16 protein-coding genes are annotated in these 24,526 nt (G+C 38.8%); all 16 read left to right on the forward strand.

All coding sequences use genetic code 11. The annotated features are described in order from the left end of the window. Window positions 1-261: 261 nt before the first annotated feature. The 16 genes from WQ54_RS02705 (at window position 262) to WQ54_RS02780 (ending at window position 24,202) form a co-directional block, all read left to right on the forward strand. Window positions 262-1,203 carry a sugar ABC transporter permease gene (locus tag WQ54_RS02705; RefSeq protein WP_046512191.1) on the forward strand — a complete coding sequence of 314 codons (942 nt, stop codon included), beginning with the start codon at window positions 262-264 and terminating at the stop codon, window positions 1,201-1,203. Continuing rightward, the gene (locus tag WQ54_RS02710) at window positions 1,203-2,072 is read left to right on the forward strand and encodes a carbohydrate ABC transporter permease (RefSeq protein WP_046511769.1); all 870 of its coding nucleotides are present in this window, start codon (window positions 1,203-1,205) and stop codon (window positions 2,070-2,072) included. Before WQ54_RS02705 ends, WQ54_RS02710 begins: the two co-directional genes overlap by 1 nt. Before the next feature lie 63 nt (window positions 2,073-2,135). Continuing rightward, window positions 2,136-3,683, forward strand: coding sequence for an extracellular solute-binding protein (locus tag WQ54_RS02715; protein WP_046511772.1), 1,548 nt, complete (start codon window positions 2,136-2,138; stop codon window positions 3,681-3,683). Between the two features lie 384 nt (window positions 3,684-4,067). Further along, entirely contained in the window at window positions 4,068-6,359 is a 2,292-nt protein-coding gene (locus WQ54_RS02720) for a helix-turn-helix domain-containing protein (protein WP_046511775.1), read from the forward strand. 54 nt (window positions 6,360-6,413) lie between these two features. Next, window positions 6,414-8,468, forward strand: coding sequence for a glycoside hydrolase family 65 (locus WQ54_RS02725; RefSeq protein WP_046511778.1), 2,055 nt, complete (start codon window positions 6,414-6,416; stop codon window positions 8,466-8,468). 55 nt (window positions 8,469-8,523) lie between these two features. Next, entirely contained in the window at window positions 8,524-9,666 is a 1,143-nt protein-coding gene (locus WQ54_RS02730) for a glycoside hydrolase family 105 protein (RefSeq protein ID WP_046511780.1), read from the forward strand. Between the two features lie 103 nt (window positions 9,667-9,769). Beyond that, window positions 9,770-12,163: a glycoside hydrolase N-terminal domain-containing protein gene (locus WQ54_RS02735; protein WP_231597436.1), complete on the forward strand. Its 2,394-nt coding sequence runs from the start codon at window positions 9,770-9,772 to the stop codon at window positions 12,161-12,163. A 562-nt stretch (window positions 12,164-12,725) separates the two neighbouring features. Next, window positions 12,726-13,406, forward strand: coding sequence for a transaldolase family protein (locus WQ54_RS02740; protein ID WP_046511783.1), 681 nt, complete (start codon window positions 12,726-12,728; stop codon window positions 13,404-13,406). An 88-nt stretch (window positions 13,407-13,494) separates the two neighbouring features. After that, window positions 13,495-14,178, forward strand: a complete 684-nt coding sequence (locus WQ54_RS02745) for a DUF4867 family protein (RefSeq protein WP_046511785.1) — start codon at window positions 13,495-13,497, stop codon at window positions 14,176-14,178. 253 nt (window positions 14,179-14,431) lie between these two features. Further along, complete coding sequence (locus tag WQ54_RS02750) at window positions 14,432-15,928, forward strand: MFS transporter (RefSeq protein ID WP_046511788.1); 1,497 nt, start codon at window positions 14,432-14,434, stop codon at window positions 15,926-15,928. A 331-nt stretch (window positions 15,929-16,259) separates the two neighbouring features. Then, window positions 16,260-18,299, forward strand: a complete 2,040-nt coding sequence (locus WQ54_RS02755; RefSeq protein WP_046511790.1) for an alpha-glucosidase — start codon at window positions 16,260-16,262, stop codon at window positions 18,297-18,299. Window positions 18,300-18,560: 261 nt separating this feature from the next. Continuing rightward, window positions 18,561-19,280, forward strand: a complete 720-nt coding sequence (locus WQ54_RS02760) for a GntR family transcriptional regulator (protein WP_156177664.1) — start codon at window positions 18,561-18,563, stop codon at window positions 19,278-19,280. 376 nt (window positions 19,281-19,656) lie between these two features. Next, window positions 19,657-20,997: an L-fucose/L-arabinose isomerase family protein gene (locus tag WQ54_RS02765; RefSeq protein WP_046511796.1), complete on the forward strand. Its 1,341-nt coding sequence runs from the start codon at window positions 19,657-19,659 to the stop codon at window positions 20,995-20,997. Window positions 20,998-21,061: 64 nt separating this feature from the next. Beyond that, the gene (locus WQ54_RS02770) at window positions 21,062-21,793 is read left to right on the forward strand and encodes a GntR family transcriptional regulator (protein ID WP_231597437.1); all 732 of its coding nucleotides are present in this window, start codon (window positions 21,062-21,064) and stop codon (window positions 21,791-21,793) included. Window positions 21,794-21,816: 23 nt separating this feature from the next. Next, a complete protein-coding gene (locus tag WQ54_RS02775) occupies window positions 21,817-23,250 on the forward strand; it encodes an aldehyde dehydrogenase family protein (RefSeq protein WP_046511798.1) in 1,434 nt (477 codons plus the stop codon). 49 nt (window positions 23,251-23,299) lie between these two features. Beyond that, on the forward strand, window positions 23,300-24,202 hold the full coding sequence (locus tag WQ54_RS02780; protein WP_046511801.1) for an AEC family transporter: 903 nt from the start codon (window positions 23,300-23,302) through the stop codon (window positions 24,200-24,202). The last annotated feature ends 324 nt before the right edge of the window (window positions 24,203-24,526 follow it).

The following is a 24,526-nucleotide window of genomic DNA, read 5'->3' on the forward strand; positions in this document are numbered from 1 at the left end:
GAAACAAACCATTTGTATAAAAGCTTATATCTTGGTTAGAAAACGCTTACAATAAATTAATACTAAATTTACCTTACGTATCTTTTTAGATCTTCGTTTATTTACGCCACTTGTCCATTATCTACTATTTGTGCATTTCGTGGAAAAATGGTTGATTGTATAAGCGTGACCAAGATCGTTATAATCAATTTGCGAATATTCAAAAAACGAAGGGGAGGTAGAGAGATGGATCATTCACCGGTCAAGCCGCATAGTGAAAACATGGCAGTTCATGCCGATGTTCTGATTAAGAAGAAAAGTCTTATCAGGTTGTATGTAGAAAATATAAAAAAAAACTGGATGCTTTATGTCATGATCATTCCAGGAATTTTATTTTACATCATCTTTAAGTTCATCCCATTGCTTGGAAGCGTTATTGCGTTTCAAGATTATCAAATTTTTAAAGGGATTCTAGGCAGCCCTTGGGTTGGGTTGGAGAATTTCAAATTTATCTTCACTTACCAAGATTTTTATCAGGTTCTTAGGAACACCCTTATGATTGCTTTCTATCAGCTTATTTTCGGTTTCCCGGCACCAATTATTTTAGCATTGTTATTTAATGAAATTCGATTAATGGTTTTTAAAAGAACTGTACAAAGCTTGTTTTATCTGCCTCATTTTTTATCTTGGGTAGTTGTTGGAGGAATCGTTTTTGAATTGTTGGCAGCAGAGGGGGTTATTAATGCAGTTCGTGAGTTATTTGGTGCAGAGCCAATTTTGTTTATGCAGGAAGAGGGTTATTTTCGTTCAATTGTCGTGATATCAGGGATATGGAAAGGTGTTGGATGGGGCACCATTATCTATTTAGCTGCCATAACAGGTATTAACCCAAATTTATATGAAGCAGCTGTCATGGATGGCGCAAATCGATGGAAACAAATTAGATATATTACACTCCCATTATTGTACCCTACTATTTTAACGTTATTTTTATTGAATATTGGAAATTTCTTAGAGCTTGGGTTTGATCAAATCTTTAACCTATTAACTCCAATGACATATTCCGTTGGTGACATCATTGAAACATATGTTTATCGAGCAGGGGTGCTCCAAGGGCAATTCAGTGTAACAACAGCAATTGGATTGTTCCAATCAGTTGTAGGATTTATCTTACTTTGGATATTTAATAGGCTCGCAAGAAAATCAGGACAGGGGTTATGGTAATGAAGAAATCATTGGGAGAAAAATGCTTTAGCATATTTAACTATACGTTTCTTAGCGTTATTGCTGCAACGATGATTCTGCCTTTGCTGCAATTGTTAGCTGTATCGTTCAGTTCTCCGATTGCTGCTGAATCTAAAAAGGTTTTCCTCTTTCCGGTGGAATTTACGTTAGGCACATGGAAACATATTCTTCAGAATGAAGTGCTTTGGAGATCATTTGGAGTGACGATATATATAACAGTTGTCGGCACAGTTTTGAGTCTGCTAATAACCGTTTTGACTGCATTTCCATTGTCGAGAAAAGATTTCCTTTTAAAAAAACCGATGATGCTTGCAATTGTCATTACGATGATTTTTAATGCACCAATGATTCCATACTTTTTAACAGTTAGAGAGTTAGGGTTGATGGATTCATTATGGGCGCTCATTATTCCGGGATTATTAAGCACCTTTAATATGATTATCGTTAGGACCTTTTTTATGGGAATACCGAGTGATCTTGATGATGCTGCAAAAATAGATGGATGTAATGATTTTCGGTTATTATTTCAGATCTATTTGCCTTTATCAAAGCCCGTTCTTGCAACAATCGGCTTGTTTTATGCGGTTGGCTACTGGAATACGTTCCAATCGGCTGTCCTATTTTTACGTAATCAAACCTTGTGGCCATTACAGTTGAGGCTTAGAGGATATTTTGAATCTCCAGAAGCTCTAGCTGATGTTAATTTAGTTACGGGTGACTTTGATTTCAATACGATTACATTGAAAGCGGCTACAATCATCTTTGCTACCATACCAATTGTATTGGTGTATCCATATTTACAAAAATATTTTGTCAAAGGTGCTGTCCTTGGTTCACTCAAAGAATAATAAATTAAACCGAATATCGGTTTGATTGTATAAATGATGAAAATAAACAAAGGGGGATGTTGAATGGTTAAAAGGAACAGAAAGTCTATATTAGTTGTATTAACAGCCTTGATGCTTATTATTGGCACTCTTGCTGGTTGTGCCAATAATAAGGAAGTCGAAAGTACGTCCAGTACTTCTAAAGACAATGGATCAGATGAAGTAACAAAAGTCAAAGTATTTAAAAGTCATTTGGGTAAAGGGACTCTGCCTGGTCCTGAAGATCCGCATGTTCAAAAAGTACAGGAAGCTACAGGTGTTCAATATGAATTAATGTCAACTGCGGCTGGGTCTGACCCAGTTGAAGCGTTAAATTTGATGTTCGCTTCAGAAGATTATCCGGATATTTTCCGCCCGATTGGTGGTTTTGAACAAACTTTAATCAGCCAAGGTGCGGCATTACCTTTGGATGACCTGCTTCCGAAGTATGCACCACATGTATGGGATAGAATACCTAAGGAAGCATGGGATGTTGTACGTTCTGCTACTCCAGATGGGAAAATCTATTATGTACCAAAAGTCAATCTTGTTACAGAACGAGCAGCCTTAATTCGACAGGATTGGGTTGAAGCTGTAGGTATGGAGATGCCTAAAACAGTGGAGGAGTATAAAGAGCTATTAAGAGCCTTCCGTGATAAGGATCCGAATGGAAATGGCAAACAAGACGAAATTCCGACAACAGGAAGGGAATTTGGAGAATGGATGGATCACTTATTTGCCATTTATGGTGTCGCGATGTGGGAAGGTGTGCCTGAATGGGATCTTTATGAAGGGAAAATTCAATATGCTGGTGTGAGTAAAAATATGAAAGCAGCTATTTCATTCATTCGTGATTTATACGAAGAAAAACTACTAGACAATGAAACATTTTTAAATAAAGGTGAGGTTTGGACAGCAAAGATCAATAACAATTTAGTAGGAAGCTGGTACCACTTACCATCTAAATTAAGCGAGCGCCATAATGCAATGCTTGCAGGAGCACCGGATGCATATGTTGCTGGAATGCCGCTTCCAAAAGCAGAAGGATTTGACGGATATATCACACAAAAAAGCATGGGAGAACCAGAATGGATGATTCCAGCAGCATCTGAGGAGAAGGCTGCAGCTGCTTTAAAACTATTAGACTTTTTCTATGATCCTGCAAATGACGAATTTACAACCTTCGGAATCGAGGGTGCACAGCATAAGCTGGAAAATGGGAAAAAGATATTGCTTCCTCAAAATGATGAAACACCGATCGCATTAGGTATGAAGAATTTAATAACGGAAGAGGACATGGATATTCGGATTGAACAAACAATGGATGACAATCAACAACAGATGGTGAAAGATATCTTTGAGGTGAGTACTGCGGATGCCCGAAGAATTGCTGGAGATGGGTTACCTTCTACTGTTTACGAAGGATATCCAGATATTCAATCACATAAATTATTCCAAGAATATTTAACAAAAATCGTTATTGGTGAATGGCCGATCGAAAAGTTCGATGAATTTGTGGATAAATGGTATAAAGCAGGTGGCGAACAAGTTACTGAGAAAGTACAAGAATGGTATGAAAAAGTAAACAAATAACAACGAATTTATATGTTTTGCGGCGGGTGTTGCTCAAAGGTTACTTTTGGGCAACTCCCTCTTAATAGAAAGATCATCAAGCCAAGGCACTTTCTGAAAGGATGGAAATAGATGAAGAACAGATAGGCAGAGTTGTGGTGTAAACGGGATAGCTTTAGGGATGTTTGTTTAAGGCCAATACCATTACATTTTCAGGAAAGCTGAGAATTTGGGGTTGTTAAATCGTGATTCATATTGCTAAAGAGGGATGTAATAGTATTTTAGGGTCTAAACGGTGAAATCCCTAAGATATCAAGAGTGAGCTTTTGAAAGGTTATGATTCTAAAGAATCTCCTCTGCGTAAATGAATATGTAGTATAATGCCAAAAAAGGAGGTTGAAAAGAATGCTCCAATCTTTCCAAAAATGGCTTAAATATTCATTTCATAAAACTGAGACAAGGATGATTTTATTTTTAACGATTGCCGTTTTCTTTATCATTCTTATCGTGAGTATAACATCCTATCAAACATCTAAGTCTGTGCTGCAGGAAGAGTTAAATGAACCGCAGCAGCAAATGCTGCAAGTGAGCATGGATATTATTGATAATCACATTCGTGAAAGCGATAACATCGCGATCAAGGTTGCATTAAATACAAATGTTTATAAATTCTTAAATAGCGATATACAGAATTCATATGATGTAATTACTGAGATTTACCAGTTATTATCAACTCTTATTAATAGTTCTTCCACCATTAACAGTATTTACATATATGATATGAAACATGATAGTTTTGTTTCAATGCCTTATGGATACAGCTCACGAAAATCAACCTTTAGCGATGCAAATTGGTTGGGAGTAGCAGACGAATTCGGGGATAAAAAGGTGATTGTAAAAAAAAGAAATGTTCAGGTCGGAGAAAAATACAATCGCTCAGAAATAACTTTATTTAGGAAGATCATGATTCAAGGCGAATTCAGAGGAATCGTAGCGGTAAATCTTGGCTATCAAGATTTGTTCGAACCATTTAACTCGCCGAATATGGCCAATTTAAGCAGTGCCCGTTTTATTATCGATCAAAAAGATGAAATGGTTTATTCTACTCCTGCTTCTTCAAGTGAAAAAATAGATCCAAAAACCATTGTGAGTGCCGTATCTGAATTAAATGAGGCGCATCTGGGCGATATTACTTATCAAGGCAGACAACTGCTCGTAAGCCAGAACACGTCTCGGTTAACTGGTTGGAAATATGTTTCTCTTGTCCCTCAAGATAGTTTACTAGCCAAATCCAAAAAAGTCGGCCATGTCGTACTTTCCGTTTCGATCCTTGCACTATTATTAGGCGGAGTTGCCATTTTTTACATCAATAACATTGCCTTTAGACCTATCCGCCGTATGAAAAAGCTGTTCAATATTGGAAACCGGGACATGGACCACCATGATTTACTGCATTTAGAAGCTCTAGCAGGAGAATTACTAAATGATCATGCTCAATTGTCACAAATGATACGTAAGGCAAAAGCAGAGGCATCAGCAAAGTTCTTTAGTGATATGTATCATAAAAATATTACAAATACAAAAGAGATTCGTGAGAAATGCAATGGATATTTTCAGGAATCGACTAATCAGCCATTAAAAGCAGCGATTATTTCTATTGATAATTTTTATGAATGGTCCTATCGATACCCAGCTTCTGATCATTCACTTTTAAAATTTGCCTTAGCAAATATCATAACAGAATTAACAGAGTCATATTCACACAGTGAATGTATTGACCTGGGAAAAGATAAGCTTATCATCGTTCTTCGTCCAGGTGAAGAAGAAATCCTGTTAGAAACGATATTAAAGGAAGTACTTATAACTGTTTCGAGATTACTAGATTTCAGTATTTCAATCGGAATCAGTAGGGAAAAATCTGATTTTGGAAGATTGGTAGAGGCTATTTTTGAGGCAGATGCAGCTCTCGGAAACAGACTATATTTCGGTTATGGGAGTATTTTGAAGTTTGAAGAATTCACCGAACAGAATTCTCGAAAAATACCTATAACTGATCATGTCTTAGATCAGTTGTCAGAAGCGATTGAAACAGGGGATTGTTTGCGGTTCAGCCACCTGATTGACCATCTAATTGGAGAAATCAGAAGAAGTGGAATGAGTCATAAGAAAGCGTTATCACTATTTAAACGGGTAGGTGACCGATTTCTTCGATTGAGTCATGATGAGGATAAAGTGAAAAGTAAGGAAAGGGATTTCTTTTATCAGCTCCACACGATGTACCTTGATGATATCTCAGATTTCCTCCATTCCCAGGCAAATGTCTTGATCGAAGAGGTTCAGACAATCGGAACAAGCAAAGAATCCATTTTAATAGAAAAAATGATTAATTATATGGAGAAGCATATGGATGAGCCAATTGGCATTACTGAAATAGTTGACTCCATTGGCATTAGTGTAAGTTTAGCAAGTGCCATTTTTAAGAAAGAAAAAAATGAAACCATTTACGGTTATTTTACAAATATGAGAATGAAGCGGGCTGCAGATTTATTGGTAAATACGAATGAAAAAATTTCTGATATTGCCATAAAGGTTGGGTACCAGCATGAAAACAGCTTTATTCGGGCATTTCGAAAATGCAATAATATTACGCCAGGTAAGTATAGGGAAGTATTGAAGGCCAGGAAAGAAGTTATGTAAAGTTCTCGTTAATTTCGTTAACGACGAATTCAAAAAAAAGAGGAGGATGAAAAGTTGTTAAATAGAAGGCAAATTGTACAACGTCACAATCCGATTATTCAAAAGATCGAGTCACTTTCACCCTTATCAATTGGAAACAGAGAATTTGGTTTTAGCTGTGACTTTACAGGATTACAGACTTTCCCTGAAGTGTACGAAACCCCTTTAGGAACGCAATCAAATTGGGGATGGCATTATACAGGCAGACCAAATCTATATTCAGAAAAAGATATCGTCTATCAAAGTTATGATACGTATGGCCGTCATGTGAAGTATCCAATGAAACCTGAAGGGAAAGAGGAAGCATACCACTGGTTACGTCAAAATCCCCACAGATTGCAGCTTGGAAGAGTTTCCTTTCGATTTATAACAAAAAATAATCAGGTTGTACAACCCGCAGAAATTACAGAAATTGATCAAAAGTTAGACTTATGGACAGGGATTGTTGAAAGTAAATTTGTTGTAGAAGGAGTTCCTGTGCAAGTAAAGACAGCATGTCATTCAGAGCATGATGCAATAGCTGTACAGGTATCTTCTTCACTGCTAAAAGAGAAACGTATTCAGGTGTTTTCCCTTTTTCCAGCGCCAGATATCACACATAATAGTTGGTCTAAAGCTGTACAACCGGACTGGAGTCATAATGAAAGACACAAAACAGACGATCAAATGATTTCTGATAAATCTGTCTTATTTACGAGAAAGATGGATCAAGATCAATATTTCGTCAGGTGGAATTGGAATCAAGGTTCATTGGAGCATACTGGGGTTCATGAATATACGTTAATTGGGGATGGAAACTCAGATACGCTAGAATTCACCGTTTCATATGCACTAAAGGAACCCTCTAGTGTTATGCCACAAGAGGTATTTGAATCGAGCCGTTCTTATTGGAGAGCATTTTGGCAGAATGGTGCGGCAGTGGATTTTTCTGAATGCACAGATCCTCGTGCAATGGAGCTTGAACGAAGAGTGGTTCTATCACAATATTTAACCGCTATTCACAGTGGAGGATCATTGCCGCCGCAAGAAACGGGTTATATGTACAATAGCTGGTTTGGAAAATTCCACTTGGAGATGCATTGGTGGCATGGGGCGCATTTTCCGATATGGGGGCGAAGGGAATATTTGGAGAAAGGTCTTGAATGGTATTTGCACATTTTGCCCCAAGCAAGGGAACTAGCCGAATCACAAGGTTATGCCGGGGCCAGATGGCCAAAGATGGTAGGGATTGACGGGAAACAGAGTCCATCTCCGGTAGCGCCGGGATTGATTTGGCAGCAACCACATCCAATGGCGCTTGCAGAAATGTGCTATCAAGTTCATCCAACTGAAGGGTTTCTCGAACATTTTCAATCAATTGTGTTTGAAGCTGCGGACTTTATGGTGTCTTATGCACATTGGGATGAAAAAAAGGAAGCCTATGTACTTGGACCCCCACTAATACCTGCTCAGGAGTGTCACTATATATATGAAAGCATAAACCCTCCATATGAGCTTGAATACTGGAAATATGGACTAGAAATTGCAATGGACTGGGCTAAGCGTTTAAACATTCCTGAAAATCCGCTGTGGTCAAAGGTAGCGAATTCTTTGGCGAAGCCGCGTGATGAAGAGGGGGTTTATCTGGCACATGAGAATTGTTTAAATACATTTACTGAGAAAAATCATGATCACCCTTCTATGCTTGGTGCACTGGGAATCCTACCCGGAACATTAGTTGATCCCGAAATTATGAGAAATACATTGTATAAAGTAAAGGATGTATGGGACTGGGAATCTGCATGGGGCTGGGATTTTCCAATGTGCGCAATGACTGCAGCCAGATTAGGGGAAAGAGAGCTGGCTATAGATTTCCTCTTAATGGAAGCAACCAAAAATACGTATTTAGCAAACGGTCATAATTATCAAAGGCCTGGCTTGACAGCATACTTGCCTGGTAATGGAGGGCTTTTGACAGCTGTTGCTATGATGATTTGCGGCTGGAAGAATGGTACGGATCGCAGCTGTCCAGGTTTCCCGCAGGATGATCGTTGGAAAGTGAAATGGGAAGGGCTGCATAGCGTACTATAAAGAATTAACTAGCTAGCATTACAAGGGTTATTAGGGGAAGGAGATCAAGAGAAACATGCAATCAAATCAATGGTCAATAAAAATAGCAGAAACCATCCTTTCACACTGTGAAAATGGATTCCACCCGAAAATTGCTAATAAATGGGGATATGTAGCGGGAATGACATTAAAGGCATTTGATTGGCTTTCGGAATGGAGCGGCATAGAAAACTACCATCAAGTCGTTAAGAGTCACATGGATCTATTCATCAATGAAAATGGAACAATAAAAGACTATTCAATTGAGGAATATAATTTGGATCATATTAATAAAGGAAAAAATTTGTTCTCGCTCTGGAATCGTACTAGAGAGGAAAAGTATGAAAAAGCCATTCAGCAGTTAGTCACACAGCTTGAAGGACAGCCGCGTACAAGTGAAGGCGGGTATTGGCATAAAAAAATCTATCCTTTTCAAATGTGGCTTGATGGTGTTTATATGTCTTCACCATTTTTAGCGGAATATGCAAAAACGTTCCATGCGTCAGAAGGATTTGACGAGGTGGCACGGCAAATCTTATTAATCGAAGAGAAAACGCGTAATCCAGTAACTGGACTTCTGCATCATGCATGGGATGAAAGCAGGGAACAGCGATGGTGTGATAAAGAAACGGGAAGGTCATTCCACGCCTGGGGAAGAGCAATGGGGTGGTATTCCATGGCTATTGTAGATTCCCTCGAACACTTTCCAGTGAATCACCCAAAACGAGGGCAAATCATGGGGATTTTTGAAAGAATGGCCCATGCCATTAAAAATGTTCAAGATCAAGAAAGCGGCCTCTTTTATCAGCTGCTTGACCAAAACGGCAGAGAGAAAAATTATTTAGAATCATCTGGCTCCTGTATGATGACATATGCTTTGGCAAAGGGAATCCGTCAAGGTTATTTGTCTGGTATTGAACCGGATATCGTGTTCCGTTCATATAATGGTATTCTTAAACATTTTGTCACGGAAGATGAACAAGGTGTACACCTTCATCAAATATGTAAAGGTGCTGGTCTTGGCGGTGCTAAGTATCGTGATGGTTCTTATGACTATTATATGAGTGAGCAAATCGTAAGTGATGATCTAATGGGAGTCGCTCCATTTTTATTGGCAAGTATCGAGATGGAGAAATTGATAAAAGCCAAAAATGAGGAGACATTGACAGTAGCGCAGTGATTGATAAATAGAATGGTAGAAATGAGGCTGTCTCAAAGGATTTGATCGTTATACTTTGCGACAGCCTATTTCTTTTCAAAGAATAAATTGGAGGTATTATATCTTGATAGATAAGAATGTTAACAGGAATAGCATATCTCTGAAATATCCTGCAGGATGGTGGAGGAATATGTGGAGAGAGGGGTTGCCCTCTGGAAACGGAAAAGTAGGTGCCTCTGTTACAGGAGGTGTGAGCATTGAGAAGATCGTTATCAATCATGAAGGATTATGGCATATGGGAAGAAAGGACACACTTCCTGATGTTAGTTACACGCTCAGCGAGACAAGAAAACTCATGAAAAAAGAAAAATACAGTGAAGCTAGCTGGCATTTAACAAATTCATTAAAAGAGGAAGGATACAGCACCCGCTTAGCATCATTTTTACCGCTTGTTGAGCTAAACATTAGAATGCGGCAAAGGGATGGATTTAAACATTATCGCAGAGATGTCAATATGGAAACAGGGGAGGTATCGGTAAGGTGGGAAGAGGGAAATGAACGATTTGAACGAAATTTATTTGTTTCACGAGCAGACGATGCTGTTGTCTATGAAATAATATCAACGGGGAAATCACTGACAGCTGAGTTTGAGCTTGGCATCCGTAAGACAGACCATAAAAACATGGACCAGCGGGTTAAAGAATTGGAAAGTACGATTCAGCTCAAAGCAGAAAATCAATTTATCTTTTTTTCTGCAAAAAATGATGATCATACTGATTATGGAGCCGTCATACGTTTGATTCCTACGGGAGGAAAGATCATTGTTGATAAAAGACGTCTCCGTTGTGAAGAGGCCAAAACCATACAAATGATATTGAAAGTATTTATTAAAGGAGATCATCGTAATGAATGGACACGACTTCAAGCAGAATTATTAGAGATAAAAGGTAACTATCAAGAATTGTTAAGTTCGCATATTCCTTTACACGCACAATTATTCCACACAGCTTCCTTACAATTAACTGATGCCGAAGCCGAAAAATCGATTGAAGAACTTCTTCTGGATGCATATGAAGGGGAAGCTCCTCTAGCATTAATAGAAAAGTTGTGGAATTATGGACGATATCTTTTTATCTCTGGTACAAGAGTTGAGGGACAACCATTTGGGATGTATGGGCTTTGGGGTGGAGATTACAATTTAATGTGGTGCCATCGGATGGCAAATGAGAACATTCAAATGATGTATTGGCATGCATCAGTAGGGGGACTATCTGAATTAGTGCCAGCATTATTCAACTATTACGAGGAAATGATGGATGATTTTCGAGAAAATGCTGGAAAGTTATACGGTTGCCGCGGAATTTATATACCAGCAGGTACAACTCCCGGTATTGGTGTACCAAATCAAATCGTCCCTGTTATTATGAATTGGACTGGAGCAGCAGGATGGCTGGCACAGCATTATTATGATTATTATCTTTATACAGGAGACAAAAAACTATTGATCGAAAAAGTCCTTCCCTTTTTAAAAGAAGTTGCGCTCTTTTATGAAGATTTTCTCGTCTTGGATGAGAATGGTCTTTATCAATTTTTTCCTTCTGTTTCACCTGAGAATACCCCAGAAAATTTTATGCCGAAGGACGGAAAACAACTCGCTCATCCAATGCCAACCGCTATTAATGCAACAATGGATTTTGCCATTATGAAAGAAGTGCTAAATCACTTAATTGAGGGAGCAAAAGAGACCTCATCCTATTTAGATGAAATTGAAAAATGGGAAGGAATGCTTGCAAATATTCCGCCTTATGAAATGAATAAAGATGGTGCCGTTCGGGAATGGTTACATACTGCCTTTGATGATCGATACAACCATCGTCATCTTTCACACATCTATCCCGTGTTTCCAGGTAGAGAAATCAGCCAAGAACAAGATCAGAACCTGTTTGAAGCATTTAGAATGGCTGTTTCAAAGAGAATATTAGGTGCGCAAACCGGATGGTCACTGGCACATATGTCGAGTATATGGGCGAGAATGAATGACGGTGATAAAGCGTTGGAATGCTTGGATATTCTCTCACGTTCATGTCTATTGCATAACCTTTTCACTGTTCACAATGATTGGAGAAATATGGGGCTAAGTATGGAAATTGAGACTGCACCAGTCCAATTAGATGCTAGTATGGGCATTATTAATGCCATTCAAGAAATGCTTTTGTTTGTTTCCCCAAAACTGATCAAATTGTTGCCGGCTCTTCCTGCTAAGTGGAAAAAGGGTGAGTTAAAGGATTTTCGCTTTATGACCGGGAGGGTTTCCGTTTCATGGAATGTACTAACGAAATCATTATGTGGAAAAATGACCGCTGATCGGGATTCAGAATTTACGTTGAAACTTCCAGCGTTTGCAACAAACTGTTTATTGACAGGTGAAGGGGTTAAAATAAAAGAATCACCATTAGGAAAAATGTATGTTCACATCACAATGGAGAAGGGAACGACTCTTTCGATTAAACCTAGATAGTGATGTTAGAAACATGATTGATTAAAGAAATTGCTATTTTAGTGCTTAAAGGAAAGGGGACTATCTTACTAAAGAAGCTACTTATTTTGGAGGACCGGAATGGAACCCTTTGGGAGAAACAACTTATTCCAAAAATGCAGCCAGATCTGAATTGGAAAACCCCAAAGTAAGAAAAGATTTCAATCTATCAAAAAATAACAAATTTCTTGTAAAAGCATGCAATAACTATTAAAAGTATTGTGTGCTTTTTTATTTAGGTCTTTTAATGTACTACCCAATTAATAAGTAAAATAGAGTTATTTTATAAGCTGATTCTCAAAAAAGTGTGAGTCTTTAGCCTATTTATTATAAAAGGTAATGACGTATATTGAAAACAATAATAATCGTATTTGGATACAAGACGAAGGATAGATCCCTAAATCCTTTAATATTTTCTTTTAAAAAAAGCTTGAAATTTTATTAGCGTTTTCATATTATATTACTAAAGGTACCTACTTTTAATAAAAGATCACTATGTTATTATGTTATGTATAAACATAATGATAAATAGGAGGATAAAGACATGAAATATTTTTTAGACAGTGCAATTATTGAGGAAATACGCTACGCTTATGAAAATTGGGCAATTGATGGGGTTACGACAAATCCGCGTCACATAATGAATAGCGGGAAACCATTTTTAACAGTACTCGATGAAATGGCGAGTGAGTTCAGAGGAGTAGAGAATTTTCCAATTTCGGCGGAAATCAATCCACACCTAGACAATGCAAAAGAAATGGTAGAAGAAGGAAAGAAAATTGCATCTCTATCTTCAAACTTTGTTATTAAAATTCCTTGCACAGAGCCTGGTTTAATTGCAGCGAAAGAGTTTGAAAAAGAGGGAATTCCTACGAATGTTACGCTTGTATTCTCACCTTCACAAGCATTGCAGCCAGCAAGAATCGGAGCAAAATTTGTTTCTCCATTCGTTGGTTGGAAGGAAAATAGCGGTGATGATACGACACAATATATTAAAGACATTGTCGATATCTATAAAACTTACGGTTTTGAAACAGAAATAATTGTAGCTGCGTTACGTAATGGCAAACAAATTGTAGATGCTGCCAAAGCAGGGGCAAATATCGTAACATGCGGCTTTGATGTTTATAAAAACAGTTTTTATCATGCGTTCACAGATTATGGTCTAAATGTATTCCGCAATGCGTGGGATAATACAGCAAAAGAAGAACCAGTAATGAAATAAACATGACCGGACGAATGAAATGCCCCTCTTATAAATATCAGCTGGGAGGGGCAATTTTTAAAGTAGAAGAAAAAGGGTGTGCAGATACTTGGCTAAATTTGAGGTATTGAAAGATATAAACCGCCATATTACGATTTATCATGTCGAGGACTCTTTGTTTAAGCAATATGGGAAGGTGATTGAATCTTATGATTTTGAAGAGCTAAAGCCATATATGGACCAAACAAAGATCCCAATAGATGCTAATGAATATGTCGCATCTGTGACTGAACTGGAACAGACAAAAGTAAAAGAAGAGATCGAAACAAATTTTTATGGCGGAATGCCAATTCAAATCGGGTATTGCAATGGCCCTAACCAGACGCTAAATGGGCTTGAATATCATAAAAGCAGTGAAATCAATGTTGCGATGACAGATCTTGTTCTTTTGTTAGGAAGAGTGGAAGATATAGAGAATAATCAATATAATGCTAAAAATGTAGACGCATTCTTCATTCCTAAAGGCGCAGCTGTTGAGCTATATGCGACAACATTGCACTTTGCACCTTGTAAAGTAGAGGAAGAAGGCTTTAAAGCCGTTGTTATTTTACCTGCAGGGACGAATGAGCCTCTCGAGATAGCGGTTGAAAGAAAGTCAGAGGAAGATGTGCTGTTATTTATGAAAAACAAATGGCTGCTTGCACACCCTGAAAGAGAAGTTCTCATCAACCGAGGCGCTTTTCCGGGAATTCGGGGAGAGAATATTCAAATTTTACATGCCAGCAATAAGTAACCTTAAAAGTAATAGATAGTAGTGAAATGTATGAAAACGCTTCCTTGATTAAGAGATCTTAAGCCAATAAGTTCCTAATATGGATGTTAACTTTCTCGTAAGGTTACAGTCCTTTGAAAAGCATCATGAGTTTAGGCCATCTAGGATTAAAAGGAATCATAAAACAAATAGAAAAGCTCCTGTGGATAGTTAGAAGCAGATCGAATTTCATAGAACGGATATAATCATACATGAAGTAAGGGGGAGAGTTGTTATGCAAAACGTTCAAGGATCAAGGAAAGTTCGCTTAAAGAACATGTTTGCTTATGGAATTGGGGATTTATTTGGAGGCGGGTCCTTCTTTATTATCGGAACATTATTCATGGTTTTCCTAACAGATGTCGTCGGACTATCACCTGTTGAAGCAGGAACGATTGTAGCATTAGGGAAGATTTGGGATGCTTTGCTGGATCCTACAATTGGCTATATTTCAGATAATCTTACAACAAAGCGCGGAAGAAGACGAATCTTTTTCTTATTAGGGATTATTCCGGTAGCCGTAAGTTTTAGTATGCTATGGATTCCGATTGAAGGAACTCATGCATTTAAGTACGCATATTTTGTTTTTGCTTATTTGTTATTTAATACAGCGTTTGGAATGGTTATGGTTCCTTACAACACGTTAGCTGCTGAAATGACAACAGATTATAATACAAGATCGAAAATGACAGGAATCCGAATGGCATTCTCTCAAGGTGCTTCTTTCTTAGGTGCTTTCTTTCCTCAAAGAATTGTAGACGCTTTCCCAGGTGGACAAGGGTATCTTGTCATGGGTATTGTTTTTGGTCTATTATTTGCCCTTCCATGGATCCTTGTTTACAAAGGGACATGGGAAAGTGATAGAACGATTGAAAAGAAAGCTAAGAAACCTTTCCTGCAAGAATTTAAAGAGCTTTTCCTTAATTTCGGGACTGCATTCAAAAATAAGTCGTTTAATGTATATCTGGCTATGTATCTTGGTTCTTACGTTGCCATGGACGTATTCAATGCTTTGTTCTTCTATTTTGTCGCATATTATATGCTTAGAGAAGGTATTTTTGCAGATACATTAAGCTTTGTACAAATTACGCAAGTATTGTTTATTCCCTTAGTGACCTATGTAGCGATTAAGTTAGGAAACAAGCTGACATATAATCTCAGTATGTTCATTTGGGGCGCAGGTATTGTGTTATTTAGTTTATTAACACAAGAAAGTTCGATCTTTATTATCTATCTTGCAGCCTTCTTCTTAGGCAGCGGACATTCAGGTGCTGTTATGATTCCTTGGAACGTTCTCCCGTTCGTTTCAGATGTTGATGAGATGATTACCACGAAGCGAAGAGAAGGGGTTTATGCCGGCTTGATGTCGTTCATTCGAAAATCTTCACAGGCTTTGGCGATCTTCCTTGTAGGACTAGCATTAAAAGGGATTGGATATGTACCAAATGCAGAGCAATCACTTGCAACATTAGATGGATTACAAAAGCTGTTCATGATCGTGCCTGCCGTGTTAATTTTACTAGGGATCCTCTCTACATTAGGATTCAAGATCAGCCCTAAAAACCATAAGATCTTACTTGCTGAAATTGAGAGAAGGAAAAATGGCGGCAAGGCTGAGCATGTGACTCCTGAAACGAGAAAAGTATGTGAAAGCTTAACAGGCTATAAGTATGAAAAACTTTGGGGCGGATCAACTAGTCAGAGTGGAATGGCAAATAAATCTGTTAGTTAATCGATCCTTATTATGAAAGGCTCTTTTCTAAAAGAGTGTTGTTTATAAATAGGTCCATAGAACAAAAACGATTTTGGTTGATTGGAACGTAAGGGGCGAGACTCCTGTGGGAGCAGCGGGACAGGTGAGACTCATGCAGGCGCCAGCCCCGAGGAGGCTCTCCGCCCGCCCCACGGAAAGCGAGCATGCTCTCGTTACAATCAACCATTCCCAATACTTGTTTTTCACAACAAAGTTTGCGATCACAATCTATGAAAAACCGATTTAGATAAATGGGCTTATCCATTGTATAGCAGGATAAAGGATAAGCCAGGATAGGAGCAGTGAAAAAATGGTAGAAACAACGAAGATAAATAAAGGAGTCTCTGTCAAAACGTTAGAAGATGGATTTGAAGTATCGTATAATCATGTCCTTTTACTGCGTCACACCGTCCAAAAACCGATGCTATTTGTTGGACAAGGTGAGGAAACAATTGAAATGTACCGCGGCAACTTCGATATAAAAGATTATGTGACTGAGCGTACACCTCTTAAATATGCACGGATTGAAGAAAAAAATAATGAATACTTGGTTGAACTTGCGAAGTCTGAAGACGGGCAAGCTGTACTGATTCTTACAATCAAAGAAGAAGATAACCGTTTAAAAGTTGAATATACACAAGTTGATTCTGCGGTCAACCGATTCTGGCTGCGAGTAGAAGCTGATCAAGAAGAAAAGGTATATGGGTGCGGCGAACAGCTTTCTCATTTTAATATGAGAGGGAAAAACTTCCCGCTTTGGACGTCTGAACCTGGTGTAGGAAGAAATAAGAATACCTATGTGACATGGCAAGCAGATGTAAAGGATAAGGCAGGCGGAGATTATTACAATACGAACTTTCCGCAACCGACATTTGTCTCTACGAAAAAGTATTATTGTCATGTTGAGACAACTGCTTATGCCGATTTTGATTTCCGTCATCCAAATTTTCATGAGCTGCAAATTTGGGAAGTTCCAAAGTATGTATTATTTGAGACAGCAGAAACGTATCTTGACCTAGTTGAAAAGATTACAAACTTATTTGGCAGACAGCCCGAGCTTCCAGATTGGGTATACAATGGTGTCATTCTGGGGATTCAAGGCGGAACAGAGGTTGTAGAAGAAAAGCTTACACGGGCATTGAATAAAGGCATGAAGGTTGCTGGCGTATGGTGCCAGGACTGGCAAGGCAAGCGGATCACTTCCTTTGGCAAACGCTTAATGTGGAACTGGAAGTGGAATGAAAATGAATACCCAGAGCTTGATAAAAAGATTCCTGAATGGAAAGAAAACGGTATTCGCTTTTTAGGCTATATCAATCCCTATGTAGCAGTAGAAGGCTATTTATTTAAGGAAGCAGAAGAAAAAGGGTACTTGGCATTAAACGAGCAAGGTGACACCTATTTAGTTGATTTTGGTGAGTTTTATTGCGGAGTTGTTGATTTTACAAATGATGAGGCATGCGTTTGGTATAAGCAAGTCATTAAAGAAAACATGATTGATTTTGGCATTGGTGGCTGGATGGCAGACTTCGGTGAATACCTGCCGACTGATGTCGTTCTCAAAAATGGTGTTGATGCACGCATCATGCATAATGCATGGCCAACAATGTGGGCGAAAATTAACTATGAGGCTGTAAGTGAAGCCGGAAAATTAGGTGAAGTTGTTTACTTCATGCGTGCTGGCTATACAGGAGTCCAAAAATATTGCACCCTTCTTTGGGGCGGAGATCAAAGTGTCGACTGGACGCTGGATGATGGGCTAGCATCAGTTATTCCTGCAGCATTATCATCAGGGATGATCGGATGTGGCTTGCACCACAGTGATATTGGCGGATATACAAGCTTGCATGGCAATAAACGCTCAAAGGAATTGTTAATGAGATGGTCAGAAATGGGTGCCTTCACTCCAATGATGAGAACACATGAAGGTAATCGACCAGATGATTGCTTCCAATTTGATGGAGATGAGGAGTCATTAGAGCATTTAGCAAGAATGTCGAACATTTTTGTTACGCTTGCACCATATACGAAAGCACTCGTAAAAGAAAATGCAGAGCGCGGTATTCCGGTGCAACGTCCGCTGTTTATGCATTACGAAGAGGATGAAAAAGCATACGACATCCAATACCAGTATTTATATGGAAAGGATTTATTAGTGGCTCCAATCCATCAAGAAAGCCAAACAGAATGGGACGTTTACCTGCCTGAGGATGAATGGATCCATCTTTGGAGCGGTCAGGAATACAAGGGAGGATCTGTGACTGTCCAAGCGCCAATTGGCTATCCGCCTGTATTTTACCGGAAAAACTCCGAATGGAAAGAGCTGTTCTTATCCATATCAAATATTTAATATAGTACGATCAAAAGGTTGTTGACATACGTTTCAACAACCTTTTTCCATTTATTTCGCCTGTACAATGATTTAAAGAATTCTTAATAAGATCGTAATGTATGTTATAATAGTTATGATGAATAAGTGAAAGTGAATAGTAATGGTATTTACTTTAATCAAGTTAGATTCAATAAAAAAATTTACGTCATTATAAAATACAATTAGGAAAACCAGACCTTTTAGGTTACTAAGCGGAAAGGAGATTTATAATTGGAAAGTATGGTAGATCCAAATAAGAATATAGCGTTATATCTCCAAGTAAAAGACATTCTTATTAAACGAATTCAAGAAAAAGTATGGGCACCTAATACACTGATTCCTACAGAACAAGAATTGATGGATGAATTTAATGTAAGCCGGACCACGTTACGGCAAGCGATTTCGATCCTTGTTCAGGATGGATTACTAGAGAAAAGGCAAGGGAAAGGGACAATAGTAAAGTCACAGCAGCTTACGGGAAATGGAAGGCTGAAGGGCTTTGCAGAGGAGGTAGCAGAAAAAGGGCTGACCCCTAATTCAAAGTTGCTGCGAGCAGAATTTAAAACCGATTTGTACCATGAAAAATCGATGCTGAATATCCCTGAAGATGAAGAAGTGTTAGTGATTGAACGCATCCGTTTTGCTGACCAGATCCCAATTGCAATTGAGCGCACATGTTGGCCATCCCATATTGGAAAACTGTTTATTAATGAAGATTTAGATAGTGCAAAGTTTTACGAGATATTGGAAAATAACGATATTATTTTGAAGCGAGCAAAAGAGAAGATTTCGGCGATTAATGCTACACTGTTTGAAGCTGACTTACTTGGAATCCGCGGAGGCGAAGCCATGCTGGAGACAGAGCGATTAAGCTTTGGACTAGATGATAGACCGATTGAATTTTCTACAATCAAGTTTCGCAGTGATAAATACCATTATAATATTGAGCTTACGAGATAATGAGACAGTGGTTTTCATCACTGTCCTTTTTTATTGCCTAAAAAAAGACAATCCAACAAAGTGGATTTGCCTTAGAATGACGTTGATAATGGATTTTCATACTCTAATTTTTCGATAAGACTGTTAATAACTTCTGCAAAAAAGTAAAAAAACACTTGAAAACATGCAGACGTTTTCATATTATAGTATTAAAGATACCTACTTTTTAAAGAAAGGTAGCTATGAATTTGATAATATCACTTGAATTTTCATAGAGTATAAAGGGAAATCCTAAGGTAAACAAAAGATATGAATTTTTTTTGTGATGAAAGATCGTTATGTATAATTAAGATATAGTGATGAATCAGTGCAGCATAACATGAAAAGGAGAAAAACGATGGCAAATACAGCAATTTTATATCTTCCAATTGGAAGAAAAACATTTGATCTTGAAACAGCAGAAATGTACCGCAGACAAAGCATGAGTTGGCTTGAACAAAGTGGTCATAGTATTGTTGCACCAAATGAAATCCTTACATCAGTAGAGGAGCTTGAACAATTTCTGCAATCCGTTGCAACAATTGAAATTGATACTGTTTTATATCAAAGTGTCACATTTGCAGATGGTGAATTCATGGTGAAGGCACTGGAGTATTTTAAAGTGCCAGTTATTGTTTGGTCTGTCCGCGAGCCGAGTGTGGGTGGCCGTTTGCGCTTGAACTCATTGACCGGCGGCAATAGCACCAGCAATGTTCTGCGCAATCATCAGCACCCGTTTGCATTCGTATTTGGAAATCCTGATGAAGAGAAGCTGCAAACGGAATTGCTTGAGAAATTTAATGTTATGCGTGTTCTAAAAGCGATCCAACAACTGAAAATAGGGGTTGTCGGCGACTATCCACCGGGATTCTTTTTCTCAGATGCAAATGAAGAAGAACTGAAACAAACGCTCGGCGTGACCCTTCATAAGCTTGATTTGCAGGAAGCATTTAAGAAGTGTGTGGAACTTCCTGAAGAGGAATGGATCGGTGAAGTCGATCGTGCTGAACAACAAGTCATTGGCTTGAATCGCGAGGATGAGACAGTTCATAAATTCGCACAGTTCTCGACATACATTAAGAAACATATTAAGGAAGAAGAAATTAAGTCAATTGCGATGAGATGCTGGCCGGACTTTTTCAATGATTTAGGGGCAGCACCATGCTCAGTTCTTTCGCAGTTTACAGAGGATGGGATGGTTTCTTCCTGTGAATCAGATATACATGGTTCGATATCAATGTATATTTTGCGAGAGTTAACAGGTGGAAGTGCACCATATTTAGGAGACTTGGTTCATGTTGATGAGGGGAAAAACTCAGTTGTTTTTTGGCATTGCGGAGCTGGTGCATACTCGCTTGCCCATCCTGCTACAGGTGCGACAGCGGGCGTGCATCCAAACCGTAAAATCGGGCTTGCGATGGATTTTGGCCTAAAGGCTGGGGATGTCACGATTTTCCGCGTAAGCTATACGCCAGATGGGTACCGATTACTTGTGATGAAAGGCCATGCACTTGATGTCGAACAGCCTTTTAGCGGAACCTCAGTTGAAGTGGAATTAACAACTGACGTGACGAGCACACTTTATGACCTGATGAATGCCGGCTATGAGCCTCATTTTGCCCTCGTATATGGCGACGTGACAAAGCAATTGATTGAACTTGGCCGTCTGCTAAAGCTGGAAACGAATGTGTTTGTTTAAAAAACGAAGTTGTTGCTCTCGCTTTGGAATGAAATTTTTTAAGCCTGAAGGGAGTGTTGAATAAGTGGCAAGCAGCTTCGAGCCCACCAAAAGCACATCCTTATATTTACAAGTGAAAGACACGATGATCAAACGGATTCAGGAAAAGGAATGGACACCAAATTCTATGATTCCGACAGAAAATGAATTGATGATTGAATTCAATGTCAGCCGGACGACAATACGACAAGCCGTTTCCATCCTTGTACAGGAAGGAATCCTCGAGAAAAAACAAGGCAAAGGGACAATCGTAAAGCCACAAGTCTTTGTCGGCAGTTTAGGAAAGCTAAAGGGATTTGCTGAAGAAGCGTTGGAAAATGGAATCATCCCAAGCTCTAAAATGCTGTCTGTTAAAACAAGCCGCGATTTCTACAAAGAAAAGACATTTCTCCATGTACCAATGGAGGATGAAATCGTCGTCATTGAACGTCTGCGTTTTGCGAATCAGGCACCTGTTGCAATTGAGCGCACATGCTGGCCGTATCATATTGGCAGAATACTGCTCAATGAGGATTTAAATTGTGCAAATTTTTATGACATATTAGCAAAAGAAAATATTGTCCTAGAAACCGCAAATGAAAAAATCAAAGCGATAAATGCCTCGCTGGTTGATGCTGATTTGCTTGGCATCAGAGGAGGTCAGGCACTGCTGCAAATGGAAAGGCTCAGTTTTGGACAGGAAAATAAACCAATTGAATTTACAACAACAAAATTCTGCAGTGATAAATATCACTATTTTATTGAACTTATGAGATAAAAGAACGGATAGGAGTGGAGAACATGTCAACAATTACAACAGATAAACAATATGGATTATATATTAATGGGAAATGGGAGCAAACGGCTGACATGATGGAGGTCGTGAATAAATATACTCAAGAGGCAGCAGCACATATCTCTGTTGCTGAAAAAGAACATGTTGAAGCAGCTGTACAAGGCGCAAAGGAAGCGTTGAAAAATCCATTTTCACCGTACGCACGTTATGAGGTATTAATGAAAGCAGCACAGTTATTAGTTGAGCGCCGGGACGAATTTGCTCAAGTGCTTGCAGTAGAGGTTGGAAAGCCGATCCGCGAATCCCGCGGAGAAATTGAACGTGCTGCGCAAACATTAGTGATTTCAGCGGAAGAGGCTAAACGCATTCATGGAGAAGGAATTCCAGTTGAGTCAGCGCCAGGTTCAGAAAATCGAATGGCCTTTACTGTTCGCGTACCAGTAGGGGTAATTGCGGCGATTACACCATTCAATGTACCTGTTAATCTTGTTTGCCATAAAATTGGACCTGCTTTAGCAGCTGGAAACAGTGTTGTTTTAAAGCCGGCAGAGGTTACGCCGATTTGTGCCCTGATGTTAGCAGAATTAATGGAGGAAGCAGGTCTTCCAAAAGGCCGTCTTCAAGTCTTGACTGGTGATGGTGCAACCATTGGAGAATGGCTGTTAGAAAATAACGATGTCAATATGTTCACATTTACAGGCAGCCCTCGTGTAGGGGAATACATTCGCTCAAAAGCGGGACTGCGTAAGGTGGCATTGGAGCTGGGCAACAACTCGGCAACGATTGTGCACAAGGATGCAAATCTAGAGCAAGCAGCATCGTTGATTGCACAAAAAAGCTTTAATAATGCTGGTCAAGTGTGTATATCTGTCCAGCGAGTTTACGTGCAAGAGGAGATTTTTGCATCATTTATCGAGTTATTAAAAGAAAACACAGAAAAGCTTGTAGTAGGAGATCCATCAAGTGAAGCAACAGATATTGGGCCAATGATTCGCCTTCGAGAGGCAGAGCGTGTAGAAAGCTGGGTACAGGAAGCCGTTGAGCAGGGTGCTGTTATCGCATTGGGAGGCAAGCGTGATGGTGCTGTATATGAACCTACGATTCTCACAAATGTACATGACGATATGAAAGTGTGCCGCCAGGAAGTATTTGGTCCAGTCGTATCAATTGGAACATATAAGGAAATTGATGAAGTGATTGCAAAAGTAAATGATTCTGACTATGGCCTACAGGCAGGCCTATTTACAAATAATTTGCAGTTTGCGATGAAAGCTGCGAAAGAAATAGAGGTTGGGGGTCTAATTGTCAACGATGCATCTGCCTACCGTGTCGATCATATGCCATATGGCGGAGTGAAAAACAGCGGTAATGGTAAGGAAGGTCCGAAGTACGCGATTGAGGAAATGACAGAAGAACGTATTATTGTTTTAAACTTATAATCTTTCAGAATAAGTTAGAAAATCTATTTTTAGGAATGAAGGTGAATGAGTGGATTTCTTCCTTATCCTTATTCCAATATTCGGTATCTTTGCACTTGGCTTTATAGGTCAAAAAAAGATAGGATTCGATACGAAAACAATCTCAACAATGGCACTTTATTTAATGTCACCTGTATTAGTATTCCGAACCTTTTATACCACGACGTTTGATCTGACCTATCTTTATATGACCCTTTATACATTTGCCCTTTGTTTTTGTTTAATCGCCGTCGTTTATATCTTTGCAATTATCCGTAAATATACGGTTAAGGAAACATGCGGGATGATCTTGGCTTCCTCGTTTATGAATAATGGGAACTACGGAACCCCTGTTGTTCTCTTGTTATTCGGCGCAGTAGGCCTTGATTATGCGATTATTTTAATGGTCATTCAGCAGCTTGTTATGTGTACAGTAGGTGTTTATTACGCTGCAAAGGGAAGCCCTGAAGGTGATGGAGTGCGCTCTGCCATTCGCGCGGTTCAGCGAATGCCTATGGTTTATGGGGCAGCGTTAGGGTATGTGCTTCAAGTATGTCATGTTAAATTGGGAAATGCCATAACAGAGGCAGTTAATATGGTAGCAGATGCAGCGATTCCAACCGTTATGATTGTCTTGGGCATGCAGCTTGCAAAAATATCTGTAAAAAACCTGGAGAGGGAAAAAGTTTCTCTCTCTCTTCTAACGAAATTAGCGATTTCACCAGGAATTGCTTATGTGCTTACATTGTTTTTGCCTGTTGATGAAATGGTAAAGCAAATCATGATTATTATGGCAGCGATGCCGACTGCAGCGAATACGACAATGTATGCCCTGCAGTATAATACAGAACCGGAATTTGTCTCGGGTGCTACGCTGATAAGCACTTCTCTAAGTTTAGCTACATTGCCAATTATTTTTATGATTGTTCTTTGACTCTTTTTTTCAGTCTGGATAAAGATGATCATCTCTCATTAATTCTATTAATGAGAGATGAAATGACTGCAAAACCAATTGACTTTTTCTATCGCCGAACTGGTCCTTCGCTGCTTGACATTAAATAGGCAACAGAATGGAAGGATAAGGCAGACTAAAAGGATACTTATCAATAAGAATTAGAAAAACATTTACATATACTTATTCAGTGCTAGATGAGAAGAAGGAAAAAGTAAGGTAATCATATGAGATATAAAAAAGGATATACAAACGTTGAAGGGACCAAAAATGGTCCTTTTTTTATAACTAAAAACTAAATACTAT

It is taken from the genome of Bacillus sp. SA1-12, from assembly GCF_000981385.1.
Taxonomy (GTDB): Bacteria; Bacillota; Bacilli; order Bacillales; family Bacillaceae; genus Metabacillus.

Coding starts and splice junctions, on each gene's coding strand:
- WQ54_RS02705 (WP_046512191.1), top strand. CDS start 262: ATGGCAGTTCATGCCGATGTTCTGATTAAGAAGAAAAGTCTTATCAGG.
- WQ54_RS02710 (WP_046511769.1), top strand. CDS start 1,203: ATGAAGAAATCATTGGGAGAAAAATGCTTTAGCATATTTAACTATACG.
- WQ54_RS02715 (WP_046511772.1), top strand. CDS start 2,136: ATGGTTAAAAGGAACAGAAAGTCTATATTAGTTGTATTAACAGCCTTG.
- WQ54_RS02720 (WP_046511775.1), top strand. CDS start 4,068: ATGCTCCAATCTTTCCAAAAATGGCTTAAATATTCATTTCATAAAACT.
- WQ54_RS02730 (WP_046511780.1), top strand. CDS start 8,524: ATGCAATCAAATCAATGGTCAATAAAAATAGCAGAAACCATCCTTTCA.
- WQ54_RS02740 (WP_046511783.1), top strand. CDS start 12,726: ATGAAATATTTTTTAGACAGTGCAATTATTGAGGAAATACGCTACGCT.
- WQ54_RS02750 (WP_046511788.1), top strand. CDS start 14,432: ATGCAAAACGTTCAAGGATCAAGGAAAGTTCGCTTAAAGAACATGTTT.
- WQ54_RS02755 (WP_046511790.1), top strand. CDS start 16,260: ATGGTAGAAACAACGAAGATAAATAAAGGAGTCTCTGTCAAAACGTTA.
- WQ54_RS02760 (WP_156177664.1), top strand. CDS start 18,561: ATGGTAGATCCAAATAAGAATATAGCGTTATATCTCCAAGTAAAAGAC.
- WQ54_RS02765 (WP_046511796.1), top strand. CDS start 19,657: ATGGCAAATACAGCAATTTTATATCTTCCAATTGGAAGAAAAACATTT.
- WQ54_RS02775 (WP_046511798.1), top strand. CDS start 21,817: ATGTCAACAATTACAACAGATAAACAATATGGATTATATATTAATGGG.